At 38.2% G+C, this 25,829-nt stretch carries 6 protein-coding genes; all 6 read right to left on the minus strand.

Annotated features, from left to right (window positions below; all coding sequences use genetic code 11):
• Positions 1 to 39 precede the first annotated feature (39 nt).
• Positions 40 to 645 carry a hypothetical protein gene (locus tag AC3VI6_RS00625; protein WP_497704788.1) on the minus strand — a complete coding sequence of 202 codons (606 nt, stop codon included), beginning with the start codon at positions 643 to 645 and terminating at the stop codon, positions 40 to 42.
• Between the two features lie 18 nt (positions 646 to 663).
• Positions 664 to 867, minus strand: coding sequence for a hypothetical protein (locus tag AC3VI6_RS00630; RefSeq protein WP_274635185.1), 204 nt, complete (start codon positions 865 to 867; stop codon positions 664 to 666).
• 113 nt (positions 868 to 980) lie between these two features.
• Positions 981 to 1,850, minus strand: a complete 870-nt coding sequence (locus AC3VI6_RS00635) for an OmpA family protein (protein ID WP_274635184.1) — start codon at positions 1,848 to 1,850, stop codon at positions 981 to 983.
• A gap of 136 nt (positions 1,851 to 1,986) precedes the next feature.
• Positions 1,987 to 4,137, minus strand: a complete 2,151-nt coding sequence (locus AC3VI6_RS00640) for an OmpA family protein (RefSeq protein ID WP_497704789.1) — start codon at positions 4,135 to 4,137, stop codon at positions 1,987 to 1,989.
• Positions 4,138 to 4,150: 13 nt separating this feature from the next.
• Positions 4,151 to 5,071: a PorP/SprF family type IX secretion system membrane protein gene (locus AC3VI6_RS00645; protein ID WP_497704790.1), complete on the minus strand. Its 921-nt coding sequence runs from the start codon at positions 5,069 to 5,071 to the stop codon at positions 4,151 to 4,153.
• A gap of 49 nt (positions 5,072 to 5,120) precedes the next feature.
• On the minus strand, positions 5,121 to 25,463 hold the full coding sequence (locus AC3VI6_RS00650; protein WP_497704791.1) for an Ig-like domain-containing protein: 20,343 nt from the start codon (positions 25,461 to 25,463) through the stop codon (positions 5,121 to 5,123).
• Between the last annotated feature and the right edge of the window lie 366 nt (positions 25,464 to 25,829).

Here is a 25,829-nt window from a genome sequence, read left to right on the forward strand (position 1 = left end):
TAAGGTTGCTTTTTTTGTTTGCAATACTCCTAAGAGCGATTATTTATCCTCTTTAGGAAAAAGTATTTTACTTAAAGCTTCTTTATCTTTTTTCACTTTTTCCTTTTGCTCTTCAATTTTTTTACTCAACTCACTAAGTCTTTCATTGGTTTTACGAATTACCTCTTCTTTAACCTTAACTTCTTCTTCGGTTATTTCTTTCTTCTCTCTAGATTCTTTAATTCTATCGTTCGCATTTTTTACTCTTTCTCTTCCTCTTCTTAAAATATCTTCACTTTCACGAATATTTCGCTCTTGCTCTTCTATTTTTTCTTTAGCTTCGTTTGATCTCATTTGACCAAACTCTCTTCCGCTCATTCCATTTTTATCACGACCGTAAGCATTCCCTTTTCCTTTGTACTCTTTTTGGGTTTTTTGGTCAAGCTCTTCTCTTTTATTTTTCTTCTCTTTTTTTTCTTGAGCTTTATTGTTTTTCTTTTCTTTAACTTCTTGCTCTAATTCTTCTTTTGCTTCATTAGCTTTATCCTTTCCTTTTTGCTTAACCTCTGTGCTCTTGTCTTTTCCTTGACCTTGTGCTACTACTTGTTGTGTACCTATGAATGCAAAAAACATTACAATAGATACTATAATTTTTATGTTTTTCATTGTAATCATATTTTTAGTTTATATACTATCTAACTCTTGTAACTGCTCTTCTACCTTCTCTGCTGCTTCGTTTAGCTTATCCATACCTTCTTCAAGATTCTTTTCTATAGAATCTATTTTTTGAATAGCGGTTTCAACTTTCTTTTCGTCTTCTTTTTTCTTTTTGTCTGTACATGAAATCATAAAAAGGATTCCAAATGTTAAAATCAGTAGTTTTTTCATAATTTAATTAATAGATTGGGTTAATATATTGTAAGACACTTTAATTTTATAAAGTCACTTTAAATAAGCAAAAAACCAGCATAGTGCTGGTTTTTTGCTTGTATACAATGTAATTAAGGTTTGATAGTTTCTTCTTTAGCCATTAAACCAAAGAACTTATCTAAATTAGGTAAGATTACAATTCTTGTTCTCCTATTTCTTGCTCTATTTTTAGCTGAGTTATTCTCTACTAAAGGAACTGCACTACCTCTACCAGAAGCAATTAATCTACTTGGATCAACTCCATATTTTTTCTCTAAAAGACGAACAATAGATGTTGCTCTTTTTACACTTAAATCCCAGTTATCTTGTAATACACCTGAGTTATATGATCTAGCATCTGTATGTCCTTCAATCATAACATCCATACTAGGTTCAGAATTGATTATGTCAGCCAATTTTTTTATTAGTTTGTGAGCATTATTCTTAACTCTATAACTAGCTGTATTGAATAACATTTTATCTGATACAGAAATCATCACAACTGTTTGATCAATGTCAATATTTACATCTTCATCATTTTCTAATTCTGAAGAGTTAATTGACTTTTTAAGGTTATAAGCTACTGCAACATTCATCGAGTCTTTTAATGTTTTTGCATTAGCTAGTTCTGCTGGATCGACATTTTTAAGTGTCTCTCTCATTTTTTCTTTCATAGTGTTAGAAATTACAGCTGTATTACCAACCATATCTAACTTTACATTATTTTCTTCTTGCAGCGACTCGTTTACATTTTTTAACGAGTTAATTTTTTGGTTGTAGTTATCAACTCTTTGCTCAATCTTAGCAAACTTTGCTTCTAATTCCTCTTTTTCTAGAGTTGTTTTTTGCAAGTTACCTCTAGTATCATTGTACTTTTGCTCTAACTCTACATACTTCTTTTTTGATACACACGACGTCATCGTCAAAGCTAATAACGCTAGGGGGATAAATAGTTTTTTCATAATAAATAATAATGATATAATAAGTTAATGTACACCTATAACTTAATTTTCACTAGAATATTATACCATAAATAAAAAAAGCCCCTTTTTTAAGGGACTTTCTTCGTTTATTAATCTTACTTTTTAAAATCTTTAATTATCTCTTATAATTCACTTTACCTTCTTTTTGTGTTGCTTCACAATTTTCGTCTTTTTCTTTGTAACATTTTCTACTTTCAGGTCTTGAATTATTTGGCCTTTTAAAATTTTTTCTCAAGTATTCTAAGAAATTACTCTTTCTTGTAGATATTCTTCTCCTTGTTTTTCTTTCCTCTATTTTCTGTCTCTTTTCGATATCTTCTCCTCCTTTGACTATGTAGAAGTAAGAACGTCTATTTAATTGATATTCTTCTTCGGTACATTTTTTTCCATCAACACAATCATTTAAAGGTTTGTCTTCTCCATAACCTATAGCACTTTCAATTCTGTCTTTAGCTATTCCTCTAGATAAGATATAATCTCTGGTTGATTTCGCTCTTTTGTCAGATAACATTCTGTTATATTCTCTAGGTCCTCTGCTATCAGTATGAGATTCAATTTTAATTACTAATTCAGGATGATTCGTCATAACAGTAACAATGTTTTCTAACTCGTATTCTGCATCTTCTCTAATAATTGACTTATCAAAATCAAAATAGATAGGATTAATCACAATTTGCTCACCAACAATTAACGGAGTTAACTCGATATTCGTTTTAATCACCTCGTTTCGTTTACCTAAGGTAGCTACCTTATTTTTTCCTGCTCGATGATCTAGCTTTGTTGCTGTAACTGTATAAGTGTTATTACAAGGAACTTCTTTAAAAACATATTTACCATTAACATCAGAAATCACCTCTGCTACAATTTCTTTATTTTTATCTATTAGTTTTACAACAGCAGCTTCAATAATCTCGTTAGTATTCTTTGCACGGATAACACCTTCTACTATTTGAGTACAAACAGGAGGATCTGTATAAATAAAGAAACTATAAATATCGTCATCTCCTTTTCCTTTATCTCTATTTGATGAAAAAAATCCTCTTTTACCATCTTCACTTATAAAAAATGAAAAATCGTCTTTCTTACTATTAAAAGGGTATCCTAAATTTTCTGGTGAAGATAAAGTACCATCTTCATTTATTTTTGATTGAAAAACATCTAAAAGACCTAAGCCTAAATGTCCGTTTGATGAAAAATACAGCACATTGTCACTTCCTACATAAGGAAAAACTTCTTTTTCTGATGTATTAATTGTACTTCCTAAATTAACAGGTGTTCCGTAATCGTCTTTTCCTTTAATTTCAACTTTATAAATATCTGAATCTCCATAACCACCAGGCATGTTAGAAACAAAGTACAATGTTTTTTCATCTGGACTTAATGCTGGATGCCCTGTAGAATATTCGTCATTGTTAAACGGTAATTCTTTAACATTTACCCAATATCCGTTTATATAGCTAGCCTTATATATTTTTAAGTTAGAAGTATTCTTTTTACTCTTTCTAGCTCTTTTACCGTCTGAATTATTTCTGGTAAAATAAATTGTTTTTCCATCTTTCGTAAATACTGGAGTAGATTCATGCAATTCAGAAGATATTGGCGCTTCTAATTTTTGGCTTTTTGCTAGTACCAGTACGGTATCTTGTTCTCTTCCTTCTAATGTTTGAATATCTTCTTCAGCCTTATAAATATTTAAAAATGGTTGGTTGTTCCACTTATAAATATTCTCTCTTTTATCTCCACTTGGAGCAGAAGATGAATAGTATGATTTTCCGTTTAATAAAAATCCTCCAAAATCTGAAAAAGGAGTGTTTATTGCCAAGTTTCTTATTCCTATCCTCTTTTCTTGCTTAGAATAATCTTGTAAATATCCTTCTCTGTTTAATTCTTCGTTTAAATTCCCCTTTTGATTTTCAGTAAGCTTTAAAAAAATAGAATCTGACTTTTCATACTTACCATTACTTCTTAAAACTTGTGCATATTTAAATAAATATTTATCGTCTATTTCGTTTTTATAATTTGCTACTAATTTTTTATACCATATTTCAGCTTCTTCAGTATCTGCGTTGTTGTAATATGAATCGGCTAAGCGGCTTAATACATGCTTAGAACTATCACCTTTTTTAAGAAGTAAATCTTTATATAATTTTGCTGATTGGACATAAGAAAATTCATCATAATATCGATCAGCTACTTTTCTACTTTGTGCAAAACTGCTTACTGCCAACATCAATAAAAATGATGCTAGTACTTTTTTAAAATTCATATTTTTCAATTTTTTAAAAGAATCTAGGGGATCTATATCTAATATCTTGTAATATCTCGTATTGTAACATTATTTCATGTGTTCCTGAATTTGTTACATTGTAATTTGACGTTGTTAAATCATATGAATATCCTATTAATAGCGATTCAGTTGCTTGGAAACCTAAAAGCGCACTTACAGAATCATCCCACCTCCAAGATGCTCCTATTCTGAACTTTTCATTAAATAATAAATTTGCTGAAATATCTAATGATAAAGGTGCTCCTGAAACTCCTTTTAATAAAGCTGCTGGTTTAAACTTTAAGTCTTCATTTATATCAAAAACATATCCTGCTATTAAGAAAAAGTGCATTCTTTCAACTGCTACTTCTCCTGGAGTTTCAGCATCGTAATGTTCCATTCTTAAAATATTTGGAACAGACAATCCGACATACCATTGTGGTTGATGATAATAAATACCTGCTCCTACTGTTGGCAAAAACTTATTTATATTATCTTGAAATACAACTTCATTATCCTTATACGTTCCTTTAGACCAATCGATGTTCAACAACCTTCCTCCTAAACGCAAACCAAAAGCTAAATTACCTTCTTCTCCTGTTTGGATGTTGTACGATACATTCGCATCTAAATATATCTCACTAGAAGGTCCTATTTGATCATTCATCAAATTCACTCCTAACCCTAAACCAGAATAGCCTAAAGGTGTATCATAAGATAAGTTTTGAGTATTTGGCGCTCCTTCAAAACCAACCCACTGCATTCTTCCTAAAGCAGTAATTACAGTATGACCTCTAGATCCTGCATAAGCTGGATTCACATTCATGGTATTGTACATGTATTGTGTGTACTGAGGATCTTGTTGCGCATGAATATCTGTAGTTATACAGATACTCATTACACATACTAGTAGTAAACTTATATATAATTTCATTTGATTAAAACTTTTATTCATCAGTTTATTTTGTTGTAACATATTCATGCTATCTATTTATATAAATCCAACCTTTTTTAACTTTACTTCCGTTTCCAAGGTCTAAGATATAGAAGTAAGTTCCAACTGGCAATTTATCATTTACATTTATGTTAACACGTCCTTCTGAGATTCCTCTAAAGACAACATTACTGTTATTATAACCTTGTGCTTTGTACACCGTATTACCCCATCTGTTGAATATTTCGATAGTGTTTCTTGGGAAATTTTCAATACAATCGATATGTAAATAACTGTTTGCTGCATCTCCGTTTGGACTCATCAAGTTATTTACCTTTACACAAGTATCCTCATTGATTGCATCTCCAAATCCTTCAAGACCATCTACAGGATCTGGTATTCCATCTCCATCAGAATCATCTCCATCTACTACTCCATTTCCTCCATCATTAGGGTCTGTAGGATTAGAGTTATAATCTGGATTATCAGCATCACCAAAACCATCTAAATCATCAACACTGTCTGCTATACCGTCATTATCAGAATCGTCATGAGGATTATCAACTTGACCATCTCCATCTGTATCTGGATTTCCTCCTTCAACAACATCATTCACTCCATCATTGTCACTATCTAAATCTTGATAGTCAGGAATAGTATCTCCATCCGAATCAATAGTTCCTTCATCTCCTCCATTACCTTCACCAAACCTGGTAGTATCACCGTCAACGCTATCAGAAATTCCATCTCCATCAGAATCTAAACCTCCAGTATCTTCTGTATTTATAACACCATCTCCGTTAGTGTCAAACTCTTCATTTCCTCCTTCAATTACATCATTGATTCCGTCATTATCACTATCTAAATCTTGATAATCTGGAACTCCATCGCCATCTGTATCTGGCTCTTCATTATTATCTACTGAAGCATCTGCTTGTCCGTCTCCGTTAGTATCTGAATATCCAGAGTCTTGAGCATCGATATAACCATCACCATTCGTATCTAAGTCTCCATTTCCTCCTTCTATTACATCATTAATACCATCATTATCAGAATCTAGGTCTAATGAATCTGGAATTCCATCACCATCAGTATCTACCGAACCATCTCCTTCGTCTACATCAGGAATGCCATCATTATCATCGTCTACATCTACAACATCTGATATGCCATCATTATCCGTGTCTTGTAAATAGTATTTACGAGTATTCGAAGCAGATCCTCTATTCCCATGATTATCAATTGAAATTACACTTGCTTCTACAGTCGTGTCTGCATCGGCTGCTAAGTCTGAACCTGGAACATCTATGCTGTAGTCTCCTGCAGCGTCTACTGTTCCTGTATAAGTGTTTCCATTGATCTCTAATGTTACCGTGTCGCCGGTATTGAAATCTCCGCCTACTGTTCCGGTTACTGCGATGGTTATTCCTGCTTCAGCTGCATTTAATACATTATCTGCTGTAATATAATCTATAGTTATTGTTAAAACTGGTGCAGTAGTATCAATTACTAATTCATCTGTAGTTACATCTGAACTGGTGTTTCCTCCTGCATCCGTAGCGGTTACTGATACATCATATGTTCCTTCTGCAATCTCGTTTCCGGCTGGAATGTTTAATGTCCATGTTCCATCGCCATTGTCTACTAAGTTGCCGTCTCCTTCGGTATATGTTTCTCCATTTACTGTTACCTCAATCGTATCTGAACTGTCTGCTGTTCCTGTGATTACTGGTGTAGTATCGTTAGTAACTTGACTGTTTACTGTTGGTACTGTTGGTGCAGTGGTATCAATTACTAATTCATCGGTCGTTGCATCTGAACTTGTATTTCCTGCTGCATCCGTAGCGGTTACTGATACATCATATGTTCCTTCTGCAATCTCGTTTCCGGCTGGTATGTTTAATGTCCATGTTCCATCGCCATTGTCTACTAAGTTGCCGTCTCCTTCTGTATATGTTTCTCCATTTACTGTTACCTCAATCGTATCTGAACTGTCTGCTGTTCCTGTGATTACTGGTGTAGTATCGTTAGTAACTTGACTGTTTACTGTTGGTACTGTTGGTGCAGTAGTATCAATTACTAATTCATCTGTAGTTACATCTGAACTGGTGTTTCCTCCTGCATCGGTTGCTTCTACACTTACATCATACGTTCCTTCTGCAATCTCGTTTCCGGCTGGTATGTTTAATGTCCATGTTCCATCGCCATTGTCTACTAAGTTGCCGTCTCCTTCTGTATATGTTTCTCCATTTACTGTTACCTCAATCGTATCTGAACTGTCTGCTGTTCCTGTGATTACTGGTGTAGTATCGTTAGTAACTTGACTGTTTACTGTTGGTACTGTTGGTGCAGTAGTATCAATTACTAATTCATCGGTCGTTGCATCTGAACTTGTATTTCCTGCTGCATCCGTAGCGGTTACTGATACATCATATGTTCCTTCTGCAATCTCGTTTCCGGCTGGTATGTTTAATGTCCATGTTCCATCGCCATTGTCTACTAAGTTGCCGTCTCCTTCTGTATATGTTTCTCCATTTACTGTTACCTCAATCGTATCTGAACTGTCTGCTGTTCCTGTGATTACTGGTGTAGTATCGTTAGTAACTTGACTGTTTACTGTTGGTACTGTTGGGGCAGTAGTATCAATTACTAATTCATCGGTCGTTGCATCTGAACTTGTATTTCCTGCTGCATCCGTAGCGGTTACTGATACATCATATGTTCCTTCTGCAATCTCGTTTCCGGCTGGTATGTTTAATGTCCATGTTCCATCGCCATTGTCTACTAAGTTGCCGTCTCCTTCGGTATATGTTTCTCCATTTACTGTTACCTCAATCGTATCTGAACTGTCTGCTGTTCCTGTGATTACTGGTGTAGTATCGTTAGTAACTTGACTGTTTACTGTTGGTACTGTTGGGGCAGTAGTATCAATTACTAATTCATCTGTAGTTGCATCTGAACTGGTGTTTCCTCCTGCATCGGTTGCTTCTACACTTACATCATACGTTCCTTCTGCAATCTCGTTTCCGGCTGGTATGTTTAATGTCCATGTTCCATCGCCATTGTCTACTAAGTTGCCGTCGCCTTCGGTATATGTTTCTCCATTTACTGTTACCTCAATCGTATCTGAACTGTCTGCTGTTCCTGTGATTACTGGTGTAGTATCGTTAGTAACTTGACTGTTTACTGTTGGTACTGTTGGGGCAGTAGTATCAATTACTAATTCATCGGTCGTTGCATCTGAACTTGTATTTCCTGCTGCATCCGTAGCGGTTACTGATACATCATATGTTCCTTCTGCAATCTCGTTTCCGGCTGGTATGTTTAATGTCCATGTTCCATCGCCATTGTCTACTAAGTTGCCGTCTCCTTCTGTATATGTTTCTCCATTTACTGTTACCTCAATCGTATCTGAACTGTCTGCTGTTCCTGTGATTACTGGTGTAGTATCGTTAGTAACTTGACTGTTTACTGTTGGTACTGTTGGGGCAGTAGTATCAATTACTAATTCATCGGTCGTTGCATCTGAACTTGTATTTCCTGCTGCATCGGTTGCTTCTACACTTACATCATACGTTCCTTCTGCAATCTCGTTTCCGGCTGGTATGTTTAATGTCCATGTTCCATCGCCATTGTCTACTAAGTTGCCGTCTCCTTCGGTATATGTTTCTCCATTTACTGTTACCTCAATCGTATCTGAACTGTCTGCTGTTCCTGTGATTACTGGTGTAGTATCGTTAGTAACTTGACTGTTTACTGTTGGTACTGTTGGTGCAGTAGTATCAATTACTAATTCATCTGTAGTTACATCTGAACTGGTGTTTCCTCCTGCATCCGTAGCGGTTACTGATACATCATACGTTCCTTCTGCAATCTCGTTTCCGGCTGGTATGTTTAATGTCCATGTTCCATCGCCATTGTCTACTAAGTTGCCGTCTCCTTCGGTATATGTTTCTCCATTTACTGTTACCTCAATCGTATCTGAACTGTCTGCTGTTCCTGTGATTACTGGTGTAGTATCGTTAGTAACTTGACTGTTTACTGTTGGTACTGTTGGTGCAGTAGTATCAATTACTAATTCATCTGTAGTTACATCTGAACTGGTGTTTCCTCCTGCATCCGTAGCGGTTACTGATACATCATATGTTCCTTCTGCAATCTCGTTTCCGGCTGGTATGTTTAATGTCCATGTTCCATCACCATTGTCTACTAAGTTGCCGTCTCCTTCGGTATATGTTTCTCCATTTACTGTTACCTCAATCGTATCTGAACTGTCTGCTGTTCCTGTGATTACTGGTGTAGTATCGTTAGTAACTTGACTGTTTACTGTTGGTACTGTTGGGGCAGTAGTATCAATTACTAATTCATCGGTCGTTGCATCTGAACTTGTATTTCCTGCTGCATCCGTAGCGGTTACTGATACATCATATGTTCCTTCTGCAATCTCGTTTCCGGCTGGAATGTTTAATGTCCATGTTCCATCGCCATTGTCTACTAAGTTGCCGTCTCCTTCGGTATATGTTTCTCCATTTACTGTTACCTCAATCGTATCTGAACTGTCTGCTGTTCCTGTGATTACTGGTGTAGTATCGTTAGTAACTTGACTGTTTACTGTTGGTACTGTTGGTGCAGTGGTATCAATTACTAATTCATCGGTCGTTGCATCTGAACTTGTATTTCCTGCTGCATCCGTAGCGGTTACTGATACATCATATGTTCCTTCTGCAATCTCGTTTCCGGCTGGTATGTTTAATGTCCATGTTCCATCGCCATTGTCTACTAAGTTGCCGTCTCCTTCTGTATATGTTTCTCCATTTACTGTTACCTCAATCGTATCTGAACTGTCTGCTGTTCCTGTGATTACTGGTGTAGTATCGTTAGTAACTTGACTGTTTACTGTTGGTACTGTTGGTGCAGTAGTATCAATTACTAATTCATCTGTAGTTGCATCTGAACTGGTGTTTCCTCCTGCATCGGTTGCTTCTACACTTACATCATACGTTCCTTCTGCAATCTCGTTTCCGGCTGGTATGTTTAATGTCCATGTTCCATCGCCATTGTCTACTAAGTTGCCGTCTCCTTCTGTATATGTTTCTCCATTTACTGTTACCTCAATCGTATCTGAACTGTCTGCTGTTCCTGTGATTACTGGTGTAGTATCGTTAGTAACTTGACTGTTTACTGTTGGTACTGTTGGTGCAGTGGTATCAATTACTAATTCATCGGTCGTTGCATCTGAACTTGTATTTCCTGCTGCATCCGTAGCGGTTACTGATACATCATATGTTCCTTCTGCAATCTCGTTTCCGGCTGGTATGTTTAATGTCCATGTTCCATCGCCATTGTCTACTAAGTTGCCGTCTCCTTCGGTATATGTTTCTCCATTTACTGTTACCTCAATCGTATCTGAACTGTCTGCTGTTCCTGTGATTACTGGTGTAGTATCGTTAGTAACTTGACTGTTTACTGTTGGTACTGTTGGTGCAGTAGTATCAATTACTAATTCATCTGTAGTTACATCTGAACTGGTGTTTCCTCCTGCATCGGTTGCTTCTACACTTACATCATACGTTCCTTCTGCAATCTCGTTTCCGGCTGGTATGTTTAATGTCCATGTTCCATCGCCATTGTCTACTAAGTTGCCGTCTCCTTCTGTATATGTTTCTCCATTTACTGTTACCTCAATCGTATCTGAACTGTCTGCTGTTCCTGTGATTACTGGTGTAGTATCGTTAGTAACTTGACTGTTTACTGTTGGTACTGTTGGTGCAGTAGTATCAATTACTAATTCATCGGTCGTTGCATCTGAACTTGTATTTCCTGCTGCATCCGTAGCGGTTACTGATACATCATATGTTCCTTCTGCAATCTCGTTTCCGGCTGGTATGTTTAATGTCCATGTTCCATCGCCATTGTCTACTAAGTTGCCGTCTCCTTCTGTATATGTTTCTCCATTTACTGTTACCTCAATCGTATCTGAACTGTCTGCTGTTCCTGTGATTACTGGTGTAGTATCGTTAGTAACTTGACTGTTTACTGTTGGTACTGTTGGGGCAGTAGTATCAATTACTAATTCATCGGTCGTTGCATCTGAACTTGTATTTCCTGCTGCATCCGTAGCGGTTACTGATACATCATATGTTCCTTCTGCAATCTCGTTTCCGGCTGGTATGTTTAATGTCCATGTTCCATCGCCATTGTCTACTAAGTTGCCGTCTCCTTCTGTATATGTTTCTCCATTTACTGTTACCTCAATCGTATCTGAACTGTCTGCTGTTCCTGTGATTACTGGTGTAGTATCGTTAGTAACTTGACTGTTTACTGTTGGTACTGTTGGTGCAGTAGTATCAATTACTAATTCATCTGTAGTTACATCTGAACTGGTGTTTCCTCCTGCATCCGTAGCGGTTACTGATACATCATATGTTCCTTCTGCAATCTCGTTTCCGGCTGGAATGTTTAATGTCCATGTTCCATCGCCATTGTCTACTAAGTTGCCGTCTCCTTCTGTATATGTTTCTCCATTTACTGTTACCTCAATCGTATCTGAACTGTCTGCTGTTCCTGTGATTACTGGTGTAGTATCGTTAGTAACTTGACTGTTTACTGTTGGTACTGTTGGTGCAGTAGTATCAATTACTAATTCATCGGTCGTTGCATCTGAACTTGTATTTCCTGCTGCATCGGTTGCTTCTACACTTACATTATACGTTCCTTCTGCAATCTCGTTTCCGGCTGGTATGTTTAATGTCCATGTTCCATCGCCATTGTCTACTAAGTTGCCGTCGCCTTCGGTATATGTTTCTCCATTTACTGTTACCTCAATCGTATCTGAACTGTCTGCTGTTCCTGTGATTACTGGTGTAGTATCGTTAGTAACTTGACTGTTTACTGTTGGTACTGTTGGGGCAGTAGTATCAATTACTAATTCATCGGTCGTTACATCTGAACTGGTGTTTCCTGCTGCATCGGTTGCTTCTACACTTACATCATACGTTCCTTCTGCAATCTCGTTTCCGGCTGGTATGTTTAATGTCCATGTTCCATCGCCATTGTCTACTAAGTTGCCGTCTCCTTCTGTATATGTTTCTCCATTTACTGTTACCTCAATCGTATCTGAACTGTCTGCTGTTCCTGTGATTACTGGTGTAGTATCGTTAGTAACTTGACTGTTTACTGTTGGTACTGTTGGGGCAGTAGTATCAATTACTAATTCATCGGTCGTTGCATCTGAACTGGTGTTTCCTCCTGCATCCGTAGCGGTTACTGATACATCATATGTTCCTTCTGCAATCTCGTTTCCGGCTGGTATGTTTAATGTCCATGTTCCATCGCCATTGTCTACTAAGTTGCCGTCTCCTTCTGTATATGTTTCTCCATTTACTGTTACCTCAATCGTATCTGAACTGTCTGCTGTTCCTGTGATTACTGGTGTAGTATCGTTAGTAACTTGACTGTTTACTGTTGGTACTGTTGGTGCAGTAGTATCAATTACTAATTCATCGGTCGTTGCATCTGAACTTGTATTTCCTGCTGCATCGGTTGCTTCTACACTTACATTATACGTTCCTTCTGCAATCTCGTTTCCGGCTGGTATGTTTAATGTCCATGTTCCATCGCCATTGTCTACTAAGTTGCCGTCTCCTTCTGTATATGTTTCTCCATTTACTGTTACCTCAATCGTATCTGAACTGTCTGCTGTTCCTGTGATTACTGGTGTAGTATCGTTAGTAACTTGACTGTTTACTGTTGGTACTGTTGGGGCAGTAGTATCAATTACTAATTCATCTGTAGTTACATCTGAACTGGTGTTTCCTCCTGCATCCGTAGCGGTTACTGATACATCATATGTTCCTTCTGCAATCTCGTTTCCGGCTGGAATGTTTAATGTCCATGTTCCATCGCCATTGTCTACTAAGTTGCCGTCTCCTTCGGTATATGTTTCTCCATTTACTGTTACCTCAATCGTATCTGAACTGTCTGCTGTTCCTGTGATTACTGGTGTAGTATCGTTAGTAACTTGACTGTTTACTGTTGGTACTGTTGGTGCAGTGGTATCAATTACTAATTCATCGGTCGTTGCATCTGAACTTGTATTTCCTGCTGCATCCGTAGCGGTTACTGATACATCATATGTTCCTTCTGCAATCTCGTTTCCGGCTGGTATGTTTAATGTCCATGTTCCATCGCCATTGTCTACTAAGTTGCCGTCTCCTTCTGTATATGTTTCTCCATTTACTGTTACCTCAATCGTATCTGAACTGTCTGCTGTTCCTGTGATTACTGGTGTAGTATCGTTAGTAACTTGACTGTTTACTGTTGGTACTGTTGGTGCAGTAGTATCAATTACTAATTCATCTGTAGTTACATCTGAACTGGTGTTTCCTCCTGCATCGGTTGCTTCTACACTTACATCATACGTTCCTTCTGCAATCTCGTTTCCGGCTGGTATGTTTAATGTCCATGTTCCATCGCCATTGTCTACTAAGTTGCCGTCTCCTTCTGTATATGTTTCTCCATTTACTGTTACCTCAATCGTATCTGAACTGTCTGCTGTTCCTGTGATTACTGGTGTAGTATCGTTAGTAACTTGACTGTTTACTGTTGGTACTGTTGGTGCAGTAGTATCAATTACTAATTCATCGGTCGTTGCATCTGAACTTGTATTTCCTGCTGCATCCGTAGCGGTTACTGATACATCATATGTTCCTTCTGCAATCTCGTTTCCGGCTGGTATGTTTAATGTCCATGTTCCATCGCCATTGTCTACTAAGTTGCCGTCTCCTTCGGTATATGTTTCTCCATTTACTGTTACCTCAATCGTATCTGAACTGTCTGCTGTTCCTGTGATTACTGGTGTAGTATCGTTAGTAACTTGACTGTTTACTGTTGGTACTGTTGGGGCAGTAGTATCAATTACTAATTCATCGGTCGTTGCATCTGAACTTGTATTTCCTGCTGCATCCGTAGCGGTTACTGATACATCATATGTTCCTTCTGCAATCTCGTTTCCGGCTGGTATGTTTAATGTCCATGTTCCATCGCCATTGTCTACTAAGTTGCCGTCTCCTTCGGTATATGTTTCTCCATTTACTGTTACCTCAATCGTATCTGAACTGTCTGCTGTTCCTGTGATTACTGGTGTAGTATCGTTAGTAACTTGACTGTTTACTGTTGGTACTGTTGGGGCAGTAGTATCAATTACTAATTCATCGGTCGTTACATCTGAACTGGTGTTTCCTGCTGCATCGGTTGCTTCTACACTTACATCATACGTTCCTTCTGCAATCTCGTTTCCGGCTGGTATGTTTAATGTCCATGTTCCATCGCCATTGTCTACTAAGTTGCCGTCTCCTTCTGTATATGTTTCTCCATTTACTGTTACCTCAATCGTATCTGAACTGTCTGCTGTTCCTGTGATTACTGGTGTAGTATCGTTAGTAACTTGACTGTTTACTGTTGGTACTGTTGGGGCAGTAGTATCAATTACTAATTCATCGGTCGTTGCATCTGAACTTGTATTTCCTGCTGCATCCGTAGCGGTTACTGATACATCATATGTTCCTTCTGCAATCTCGTTTCCGGCTGGTATGTTTAATGTCCATGTTCCATCGCCATTGTCTACTAAGTTGCCGTCGCCTTCTGTATATGTTTCTCCATTTACTGTTACCTCAATCGTATCTGAACTGTCTGCTGTTCCTGTGATTACTGGTGTAGTATCGTTAGTAACTTGACTGTTTACTGTTGGTACTGTTGGTGCAGTAGTATCAATTACTAATTCATCGGTCGTTGCATCTGAACTTGTATTTCCTGCTGCATCGGTTGCTTCTACACTTACATCATACGTTCCTTCTGCAATCTCGTTTCCGGCTGGTATGTTTAATGTCCATGTTCCATCGCCATTGTCTACTAAGTTGCCGTCTCCTTCTGTATATGTTTCTCCATTTACTGTTACCTCAATCGTATCTGAACTGTCTGCTGTTCCTGTGATTACTGGTGTAGTATCGTTAGTAACTTGACTGTTTACTGTTGGTACTGTTGGTGCAGTAGTATCAATTACTAATTCATCGGTCGTTGCATCTGAACTTGTATTTCCTGCTGCATCCGTAGCGGTTACTGATACATCATATGTTCCTTCTGCAATCTCGTTTCCGGCTGGTATGTTTAATGTCCATGTTCCATCGCCATTGTCTACTAAGTTGCCGTCTCCTTCTGTATATGTTTCTCCATTTACTGTTACCTCAATCGTATCTGAACTGTCTGCTGTTCCTGTGATTACTGGTGTAGTATCGTTAGTAACTTGACTGTTTACTGTTGGTACTGTTGGTGCAGTAGTATCAATTACTAATTCATCGGTCGTTGCATCTGAACTTGTATTTCCTGCTGCATCCGTAGCGGTTACTGATACATCATATGTTCCTTCTGCAATCTCGTTTCCGGCTGGTATGTTTAATGTCCATGTTCCATCGCCATTGTCTACTAAGTTGCCGTCTCCTTCTGTATATGTTTCTCCATTTACTGTTACCTCAATCGTATCTGAACTGTCTGCTGTTCCTGTGATTACTGGTGTAGTATCGTTAGTAACTTGACTGTTTACTGTTGGTACTGTTGGTGCAGTAGTATCAATTACTAATTCATCGGTCGTTGCATCTGAACTGGTGTTTCCTCCTGCATCGGTTGCTTCTACACTTACATCATACGTTCCTTCTGCAATCTCGTTTCCGGCTGGTATGTTTAATGTCCATGTTCCATCGCCATTGTCTACTAAGTTGCCGTCTCCTTCTGTATATGTTTCTCCATTTACTGTTACCTCAATCGTATCTGAACTGTCTGCTGTTCCTGTGATTACTGGTGTAGTATCGTTAGTAACTTGACTGTTTACTGTTGGTACTGTTGGGGCAGTAGTATCAATTACTAATTCATCGGTCGTTGCATCTGAACTGGTGTTTCCTCCTGCATCCGTAGCGGTTACTGATACATCATATGTTCCTTCTGCAATCTCGTTTCCGGCTGGTATGTTTAATGTCCATGTTCCATCGCCATTGTCTACTAAGTTGCCGTCTCCTTCTGTATATGTTTCTCCATTTACTGTTACCTCAATCGTATCTGAACTGTCTGCTGTTCCTGTGATTACTGGTGTAGTATCGTTAGTAACTTGACTGTTTACTGTTGGTACTGTTGGTGCAGTAGTATCAATTACTAATTCATCGGTCGTTGCATCTGAACTGGTGTTTCCTCCTGCATCGGTTGCTTCTACACTTACATCATACGTTCCTTCTGCAATCTCGTTTCCGGCTGGTATGTTTAATGTCCATGTTCCATCGCCATTGTCTACTAAGTTGCCGTCTCCTTCTGTATATGTTTCTCCATTTACTGTTACCTCAATCGTATCTGAACTGTCTGCTGTTCCTGTGATTACTGGTGTAGTATCGTTAGTAACTTGACTGTTTACTGTTGGTACTGTTGGTGCAGTAGTATCAATTACTAATTCATCGGTCGTTGCATCTGAACTTGTATTTCCTGCTGCATCCGTAGCGGTTACTGATACATCATATGTTCCTTCTGCAATCTCGTTTCCGGCTGGTATGTTTAATGTCCATGTTCCATCGCCATTGTCTACTAAGTTGCCGTCTCCTTCTGTATATGTTTCTCCATTTACTGTTACCTCAATCGTATCTGAACTGTCTGCTGTTCCTGTGATTACTGGTGTAGTATCGTTAGTAACTTGACTGTTTACTGTTGGTACTGTTGGTGCAGTAGTATCAATTACTAATTCATCGGTCGTTGCATCTGAACTTGTATTTCCTGCTGCATCCGTAGCGGTTACTGATACATCATATGTTCCTTCTGCAATCTCGTTTCCGGCTGGTATGTTTAATGTCCATGTTCCATCGCCATTGTCTACTAAGTTGCCGTCTCCTTCTGTATATGTTTCTCCATTTACTGTTACCTCAATCGTATCTGAACTGTCTGCTGTTCCTGTGATTACTGGTGTAGTATCGTTAGTAACTTGACTGTTTACTGTTGGTACTGTTGGTGCAGTAGTATCAATTACTAATTCATCGGTCGTTGCATCTGAACTGGTGTTTCCTCCTGCATCGGTTGCTTCTACACTTACATCATACGTTCCTTCTGCAATCTCGTTTCCGGCTGGTATATTTAATGTCCATGTTCCATCGCCATTGTCTACTAAGTTGCCGTCTCCTTCTGTATATGTTTCTCCATTTACTGTTACCTCAATCGTATCTGAACTGTCTGCTGTTCCTGTGATTACTGGTGTAGTATCGTTAGTAACTTGACTGTTTACTGTTGGTACTGTTGGTGCAGTAGTATCAATTACTAATTCATCGGTCGTTGCATCTGAACTGGTGTTTCCTCCTGCATCGGTTGCTTCTACACTTACATCATACGTTCCTTCTGCAATCTCGTTTCCGGCTGGTATGTTTAATGTCCATGTTCCATCGCCATTGTCTACTAAGTTGCCGTCTCCTTCTGTATATGTTTCTCCATTTACTGTTACCTCAATCGTATCTGAACTGTCTGCTGTTCCTGTGATTACTGGTGTAGTATCGTTAGTAACTTGACTGTTTACTGTTGGTACTGTTGGTGCAGTAGTATCAATTACTAATTCATCGGTCGTTGCATCTGAACTGGTGTTTCCTCCTGCATCGGTTGCTTCTACACTTACATCATACGTTCCTTCTGCAATCTCGTTTCCGGCTGGTATGTTTAATGTCCATGTTCCATCGCCATTGTCTACTAAGTTGCCGTCTCCTTCTGTATATGTTTCTCCATTTACTGTTACCTCAATCGTATCTGAACTGTCTGCTGTTCCTGTGATTACTGGTGTAGTATCGTTAGTAACTTGACTGTTTACTGTTGGTACTGTTGGGGCAGTAGTATCAATTACTAATTCATCGGTCGTTGCATCTGAACTTGTATTTCCTGCTGCATCCGTAGCGGTTACTGATACATCATATGTTCCTTCTGCAATCTCGTTTCCGGCTGGTATGTTTAATGTCCATGTTCCATCGCCATTGTCTACTAAGTTGCCGTCTCCTTCTGTATATGTTTCTCCATTTACTGTTACCTCAATCGTATCTGAACTGTCTGCTGTTCCTGTGATTACTGGTGTAGTATCGTTAGTAACTTGACTGTTTACTGTTGGTACTGTTGGGGCAGTAGTATCAATTACTAATTCATCGGTCGTTGCATCTGAACTTGTATTTCCTGCTGCATCCGTAGCGGTTACTGATACATCATATGTTCCTTCTGCAATCTCGTTTCCGGCTGGTATGTTTAATGTCCATGTTCCATCGCCATTGTCTACTAAGTTGCCGTCGCCTTCTGTATATGTTTCTCCATTTACTGTTACCTCAATCGTATCTGAACTGTCTGCTGTTCCTGTGATTACTGGTGTAGTATCGTTAGTAACTTGACTGTTTACTGTTGGTACTGTTGGGGCAGTAGTATCAATTACTAATTCATCGGTCGTTGCATCTGAACTGGTGTTTCCTCCTGCATCGGTTGCTTCTACACTTACATCATACGTTCCTTCTGCAATCTCGTTTCCGGCTGGAATGTTTAATGTCCATGTTCCATCGCCATTGTCTACTAAGTTGCCGTCGCCTTCTGTATATGTTTCTCCATTTACTGTTACCTCAATCGTATCTGAACTGTCTGCTGTTCCTGTGATTACTGGTGTAGTATCGTTAGTAACTTGACTGTTTACTGTTGGTACTGTTGGTGCAGTAGTATCAATTACTAATTCATCGGTCGTTGCATCTGAACTGGTGTTTCCTCCTGCATCGGTTGCTTCTACACTTACATCATACGTTCCTTCTGCAATCTCGTTTCCGGCTGGTATGTTTAATGTCCATGTTCCATCACCATTGTCTACTAAGTTGCCGTCGCCTTCGGTATATGTTTCTCCATTTACTGTTACCTCAATCGTATCTGAACTGTCTGCTGTTCCTGTGATTACTGGTGTAGTATCGTTAGTAACTTGACTGTTTACTGTTGGTACTGTTGGTGCAGTAGTATCAATTACTAATTCATCGGTCGTTGCATCTGAACTTGTATTTCCTGCTGCATCCGTAGCGGTTACTGATACATCATATGTTCCTTCTGCAATCTCGTTTCCGGCTGGTATGTTTAATGTCCATGTTCCATCGCCATTGTCTACTAAGTTGCCGTCTCCTTCTGTATATGTTTCTCCATTTACTGTTACCTCAATCGTATCTGAACTGTCTGCTGTTCCTGTGATTACTGGTGTAGTATCGTTAGTAACTTGACTGTTTACTGTTGGTACTGTTGGTGCAGTAGTATCAATTACTAATTCATCGGTCGTTGCATCTGAACTTGTATTTCCTGCTGCATCCGTAGCGGTTACTGATACATCATATGTTCCTTCTGCAATCTCGTTTCCGGCTGGTATGTTTAATGTCCATGTTCCATCACCATTGTCTACTAAGTTGCCGTCGCCTTCGGTATATGTTTCTCCATTTACTGTTACCTCAATCGTATCTGAACTGTCTGCTGTTCCTGTGATTACTGGTGTAGTATCGTTAGTAACTTGACTGTTTACTGTTGGTACTGTTGGTGCAGTAGTATCAATTACTAATTCATCGGTCGTTGCATCTGAACTTGTATTTCCTGCTGCATCCGTAGCGGTTACTGATACATCATATGTTCCTTCTGCAATCTCGTTTCCGGCTGGTATGTTTAATGTCCATGTTCCATCGCCATTGTCTACTAAGTTGCCGTCTCCTTCTGTATATGTTTCTCCATTTACTGTTACCTCAATCGTATCTGAACTGTCTGCTGTTCCTGTGATTACTGGTGTAGTATCGTTAGTAACTTGACTGTTTACTGTTGGTACTGTTGGTGCAGTAGTATCAATTACTAATTCATCGGTCGTTGCATCTGAACTTGTATTTCCTGCTGCATCCGTAGCGGTTACTGATACATCATATGTTCCTTCTGCAATCTCGTTTCCGGCTGGTATGTTTAATGTCCATGTTCCATCACCATTGTCTACTAAGTTGCCGTCTCCTTCTGTATATGTTTCTCCATTTACTGTTACCTCAATCGTATCTGAACTGTCTGCTGTTCCTGTGATTACTGGTGTAGTATCGTTAGTAACTTGACTGTTTACTGTTGGTACTGTTGGTGCAGTAGTATCAATTACTAATTCATCGGTCGTTGCATCTGAACTTGTATTTCCTGCTGCATCCGTAGCGGTTACTGATACATCATATGTTCCTTCTGCAATCTCGTTTCCGGCTGGTATGTTTAATGTCCATGTTCCATCGCCATTGTCTACTAAGTTGCCGTCTCCTTCTGTATATGTTTCTCCATTTACTGTTACCTCAATCGTATCTGAACTGTCTGCTGTTCCTGTGATTACTGGTGTAGTATCGTTAGTAACTTGACTGTTTACTGTTGGTACTGTTGGTGCAGTAGTATCAATTACTAATTCATCGGTCGTTGCATCTGAACTTGTATTTCCTGCTGCATCCGTAGCGGTTACTGATACATCATATGTTCCTTCTGCAATCTCGTTTCCGGCTGGTATGTTTAATGTCCATGTTCCATCACCATTGTCTACTAAGTTGCCGTCTCCTTCTGTATATGTTTCTCCATTTACTGTTACCTCAATCGTATCTGAACTGTCTGCTGTTCCTGTGATTACTGGTGTAGTATCGTTAGTAACTTGACTGTTTACTGTTGGTACTGTTGGTGCAGTAGTATCAATTACTAATTCATCGGTCGTTGCATCTGAACTTGTATTTCCTGCTGCATCCGTAGCGGTTACTGATACATCATATGTTCCTTCTGCAATCTCGTTTCCGGCTGGTATGTTTAATGTCCATGTTCCATCGCCATTGTCTACTAAGTTGCCGTCTCCTTCTGTATATGTTTCTCCATTTACTGTTACCTCAATCGTATCTGAACTGTCTGCTGTTCCTGTGATTACTGGTGTAGTATCGTTAGTAACTTGACTGTTTACTGTTGGTACTGTTGGTGCAGTAGTATCAATTACTAATTCATCGGTCGTTGCATCTGAACTTGTATTTCCTGCTGCATCCGTAGCGGTTACTGATACATCATATGTTCCTTCTGCAATCTCGTTTCCGGCTGGTATGTTTAATGTCCATGTTCCATCACCATTGTCTACTAAGTTGCCGTCTCCTTCTGTATATGTTTCTCCATTTACTGTTACCTCAATCGTATCTGAACTGTCTGCTGTTCCTGTGATTACTGGTGTAGTATCGTTAGTAACTTGACTGTTTACTGTTGGTACTGTTGGGGCTGTTATGTCAACTATGTAGACATGACTTGTAGTAGTAGAGCAAGATGTAGCCGATAGGAAGCTTCCATCTACAGTAGTATCACCGTCCGAAGCTAACTCTGAGCCTGGGACATTTATACTGTAGTTGCCACTAGCGTCTACTGTTCCGGTATAAGTGTTCCCGTTGATTACTAAAGTTACCGTGTCTCCTGTGTTAAAGTCACCGCCTACAGTTCCAGTTACTGGAATAGTGCTTCCTGCTTCTGAGGCATTCACAATGTTGTCTGCCGTAATATTACCTATAGTTAAGTTAACTACTCCTCCTACAGTAATGGTTGCTGTAGCAGAAGTCGCTTCTGCACAGGCACCACTTTGTACGACCGCACGGTATTGCGTGGTGGTGGTAAGGTTGGTAGCTGTTAAGGTCGTGGTAGTATTGGCGATATCGGTATCAGTCGCAAAGTTATCGGTAGAACTTTCCCAACGAATGATATTTCCTGTATATCCACTTAGTGTAAGTGTTGTAGAATTCGTTCCCGTACACACATTGGTACTTCCTGCAATGCTTCCACCGACAGAAGTAAGATCTATGGTAAGAGATACTTCATTTGAAGTTAAAGACTGACAGGTGTTAAGTGTACTTGTTACTATTAACCTGTATTTATTAGTGGAAACTGTTATTGGTGGATTTGTTAAGGTTAATGCAGGGGTAGTTGCATTGCTGTATATTCCTCCATTAGAAATATTATTCCAAGCTCCAGCACCTGCAATTTGTTCTTGCCATTGATATACTAACCCTGTTGTAGTACTTGTGCTACCACTGTAATCAGGCGTAGTAGATGGAGCACTCCCTGTATAAGTAGTTGTGCTTAAAGAGCTTGCTGCGGCTGTAAAAGTAACATTGCTCCCTAAACATATAGTGCTATCACTTGGTTGTGTGTCCATTTGTATTTGAGTAGCAACTATTTCATTACCTGTGGTTTCTTGTCCTTGATCATCTCCTATATCTGCTGCTCCAGAATCATTTACTAGGTTAGGAACTCCATTACTATCGATGCTTCCTTGAGCTGCTATATCTATTCTTCCATTTCCGTCTAACTGACCAGAAGAAACATTTTCACTTGCTTCAATAGCATCAGGACAACCATCATTATCACTATCTAAATCTAAATGATTCGGAATTCCATCATTGTCGGAATCTAACAGACAGCTTAATCTAGAGAATGGTAAGTTTCTTCTTGATATGGATGGGCCTTCATATTCTACAAATAAATTTTCTGCTCCTGTTCTTTCATAAAATAACACTTCGAGTTCATGGACTCCTGATTTAAGAGTTATTTGACCACTTCGTGTTTGACTTCCATGTGGTCCGTCATTGTCAACGACTTCTATACCATTTATAAACAGTTTAGACCCATCATCAGATGTTGTATAGAACGTATAAGCCCCATCTGTATCTATTCTTAACAACCCTTTGTATCTAACACTAAATGTTTCATCATCCCCTGGGGTATGTAGCGCCCACAGTTGATCTACATTAAAATTAGTACGTGTTCCTGTTGCTAAAGCCCCTGTAGTTGGTATATCGTCTACTGTATCTGATAATGGATAGGAATCATAAAACTCATAACTGATAGTTCCTGTACAATTATTTTCCTCCGTGTCTAAAATACCATCATTATCATCGTCTAAATCGCAACCATTAGGTACACCATCACCATCAGTGTCTATATTATCATCAAAACCATTACATTTATCAGAAACATTTGGAACCCCATCATCATCATCATCACACTGTCCTCCAGTTACACTTGCATTAGTTGAACTAACATCTGTTTGCCCAGTGCCTACAATTGTAGGTACTCCTGTCGTACTGTTTACTCCACTTGTTAACCTACCCTCTCCATTAATGTCAGATAATGTTAAGTTTGTATTATTTCCTTCTAAAGCATCAAAACAACCATCATTATCCGAATCTGTATCCAAATAATTTGGTGTACCGTCATTGTCGGAATCTAACAGACAGCTTAATCTAGAGAATGGTAAGTTTCTTCTTGATATGGATGGGCCTTCATACTCTACAGATAAACTTTCTTCTCCTGTTCTTTCATAAAATAACACTTCGAGTTCATGGACTCCTGATTTAAGAGTTATTTGACCATTTCGTGTTCGACTTGGATGTGATCCGTCGTTGTCAACGACTTCTATACCATTTATAAACAGTTTAGATCCATCATCAGATGTTGTATAGAACGTATAAGCCCCATCTGTATCTATTCTTAACAACCCTTTGTATCTAACACTAAATGTTTCATGATCACCTGGGGTATGTAGCGCCCACAGTTGATCTACATTAAAATTAGTACTTGTTCCTGTTGCTAAAGCCCCTGTAGTTGGTATATCGTCTACTGTATGTGATAATGGATAGGAATTATAAAACTCATAACTGATAGTTCCTGTACAATTATTTTCCTCCGTATCTAAAATACCATCATTATCATCGTCTAAATCGCAACCATTAGGTACACCATCACCATCAGTGTCTATATTATCATCAAAACCATCACATTTATCAGAAACATTTGGAACCCCATCATCATCATCATCACACTGTCCTCCAGTTACACTTGCATTAGTTGAACTAACATCTGTTTGCCCAGTGCCTACAATTGTAGGTACTCCTGTCGTACTGTTTACTCCACTTGTTAACCTACCCTCTCCATTAATGTCAGATAATGTTAAGTTTGTATTATTTCCTTCTAAAGCATCAGGGCATCCATCGTTATCTGAATCAGTATCTAAGTAATCTGGTGTTCCATCATTGTCGGAATCTAATTGCGTATTGCAAAACGTCATATTACCAATAGCTGTTCCTTGGTATTGAGTAGATCTTGGTGAAGTTGTTAAGTTTTTATAAACAATTTCAACTTTTGTTACCCAAGCCTCAATACCATTAATAACTACATCTCTGTCACTACTAGCTGCTGTTCCTATAAATGAATTTCCAGAAACGGTTTGATTATTTAAAGTATATTCAGAACTACTTAATGTATGCAAAGTACCATCTGCTTTGGTTACAATTAACTCCAACTCATCTATAAAGCTTGAATTACTAGAACCCCTATCAACATCATATATAGTAAAACCTAAATTATAAACAGGCTCTCCAAACTCAAAAACATGTCTTGAAGCTCCGTTATTCTGGGCCTTTTGATATAGCGTATATGATGAAGCTGTTGTATAAAAATCATTTACTCTATATTGCTGAGTAGAAAGCCCTCCTCCGTCTCTACTCAATTTAATTGGTGTGCCATCTATTACTAAGTTAGGATTCGTTACAACAGGATCTTCACCATCTGTATTACTACCCCCTCCTTCTACATATTCATTATCCCAATTTAACGTTGAGTTATTAGTCGTACAAACACCTAGCTCATTAATATCTAAAATACCATCATTATCATCATCTAAATCACAAATATCATTGACGCCATCTCCATCAGTATCAACTCCAGAAGTGTCTGTACAAGTGTTTGTAATAGTAAATGTAACATTATCTATATAAATTATTTCGTCATCATTCCAATTACCACTACCACTTATAAACCCCACAATCGAATTATTAAAAATATATTGTGAGGCTAAAACAATACTAAAGCTACTATTTACACTACTATTTATTGTTGTTATAACATCGTAACTTCCTGTTAAATTATTATACATCACAACACTTAAACTCTCATTCCCTCTACTCCTTGCATCATAATCAAAAGACAAGGTCACAACATCTGTATCACTCACCCCACTTAGGTTCAAACTTCTAGATAATTCAGCATAATCTAAATCTTGGAAACGTAATCTACCATCACTTAACACTTGTATTTTTCCTGAATTTTCAGGTTCTTCCCTAGGCCAATAAGGATCACTAGCTTCTTCCCAATCAGAATAAAAACTTTGTGTACCATCATTATTATTGTAACTAACTGTATTAAACCTATCAATATAGGTTTCTTGCGCAAAAGAACTTAAACACAAAAAGAAGGTTACTAAAAATAAAATTCTTTTAGATTTGAGAGGTAACATGTAATTTTCTTTCATTTTTCGTTTATTATAACAAACAATTATATATTTTTAAAACCTAAGCTGTTTGCTTAGGCAATCGTTTCAACACAATAGGTGGGCATAAAAAAATCACACACAAAAAAACTTAAGTTGCTGTTCTACAACTTTTTTTCTTGTGGGGGACTTCTATTTTAATAGCGTGCAAAAATAAACTTTTTTTACTCTCACTAAAATATTAGATGTAAAATTAACAGTTTAAGTCACATTATAGTTAAAAAAAATAAGTTTCATTTACCAAATCAATAAAAACTATACAAAACAATCTTTTAAAACTACTTTTAAAGAATTTAATCTTCTAACCTAAACACATATACAATTAAGTAAAAAAAATGCTTTAAAACA

The organism is Tenacibaculum sp. TB-56, assembly GCF_059716275.2.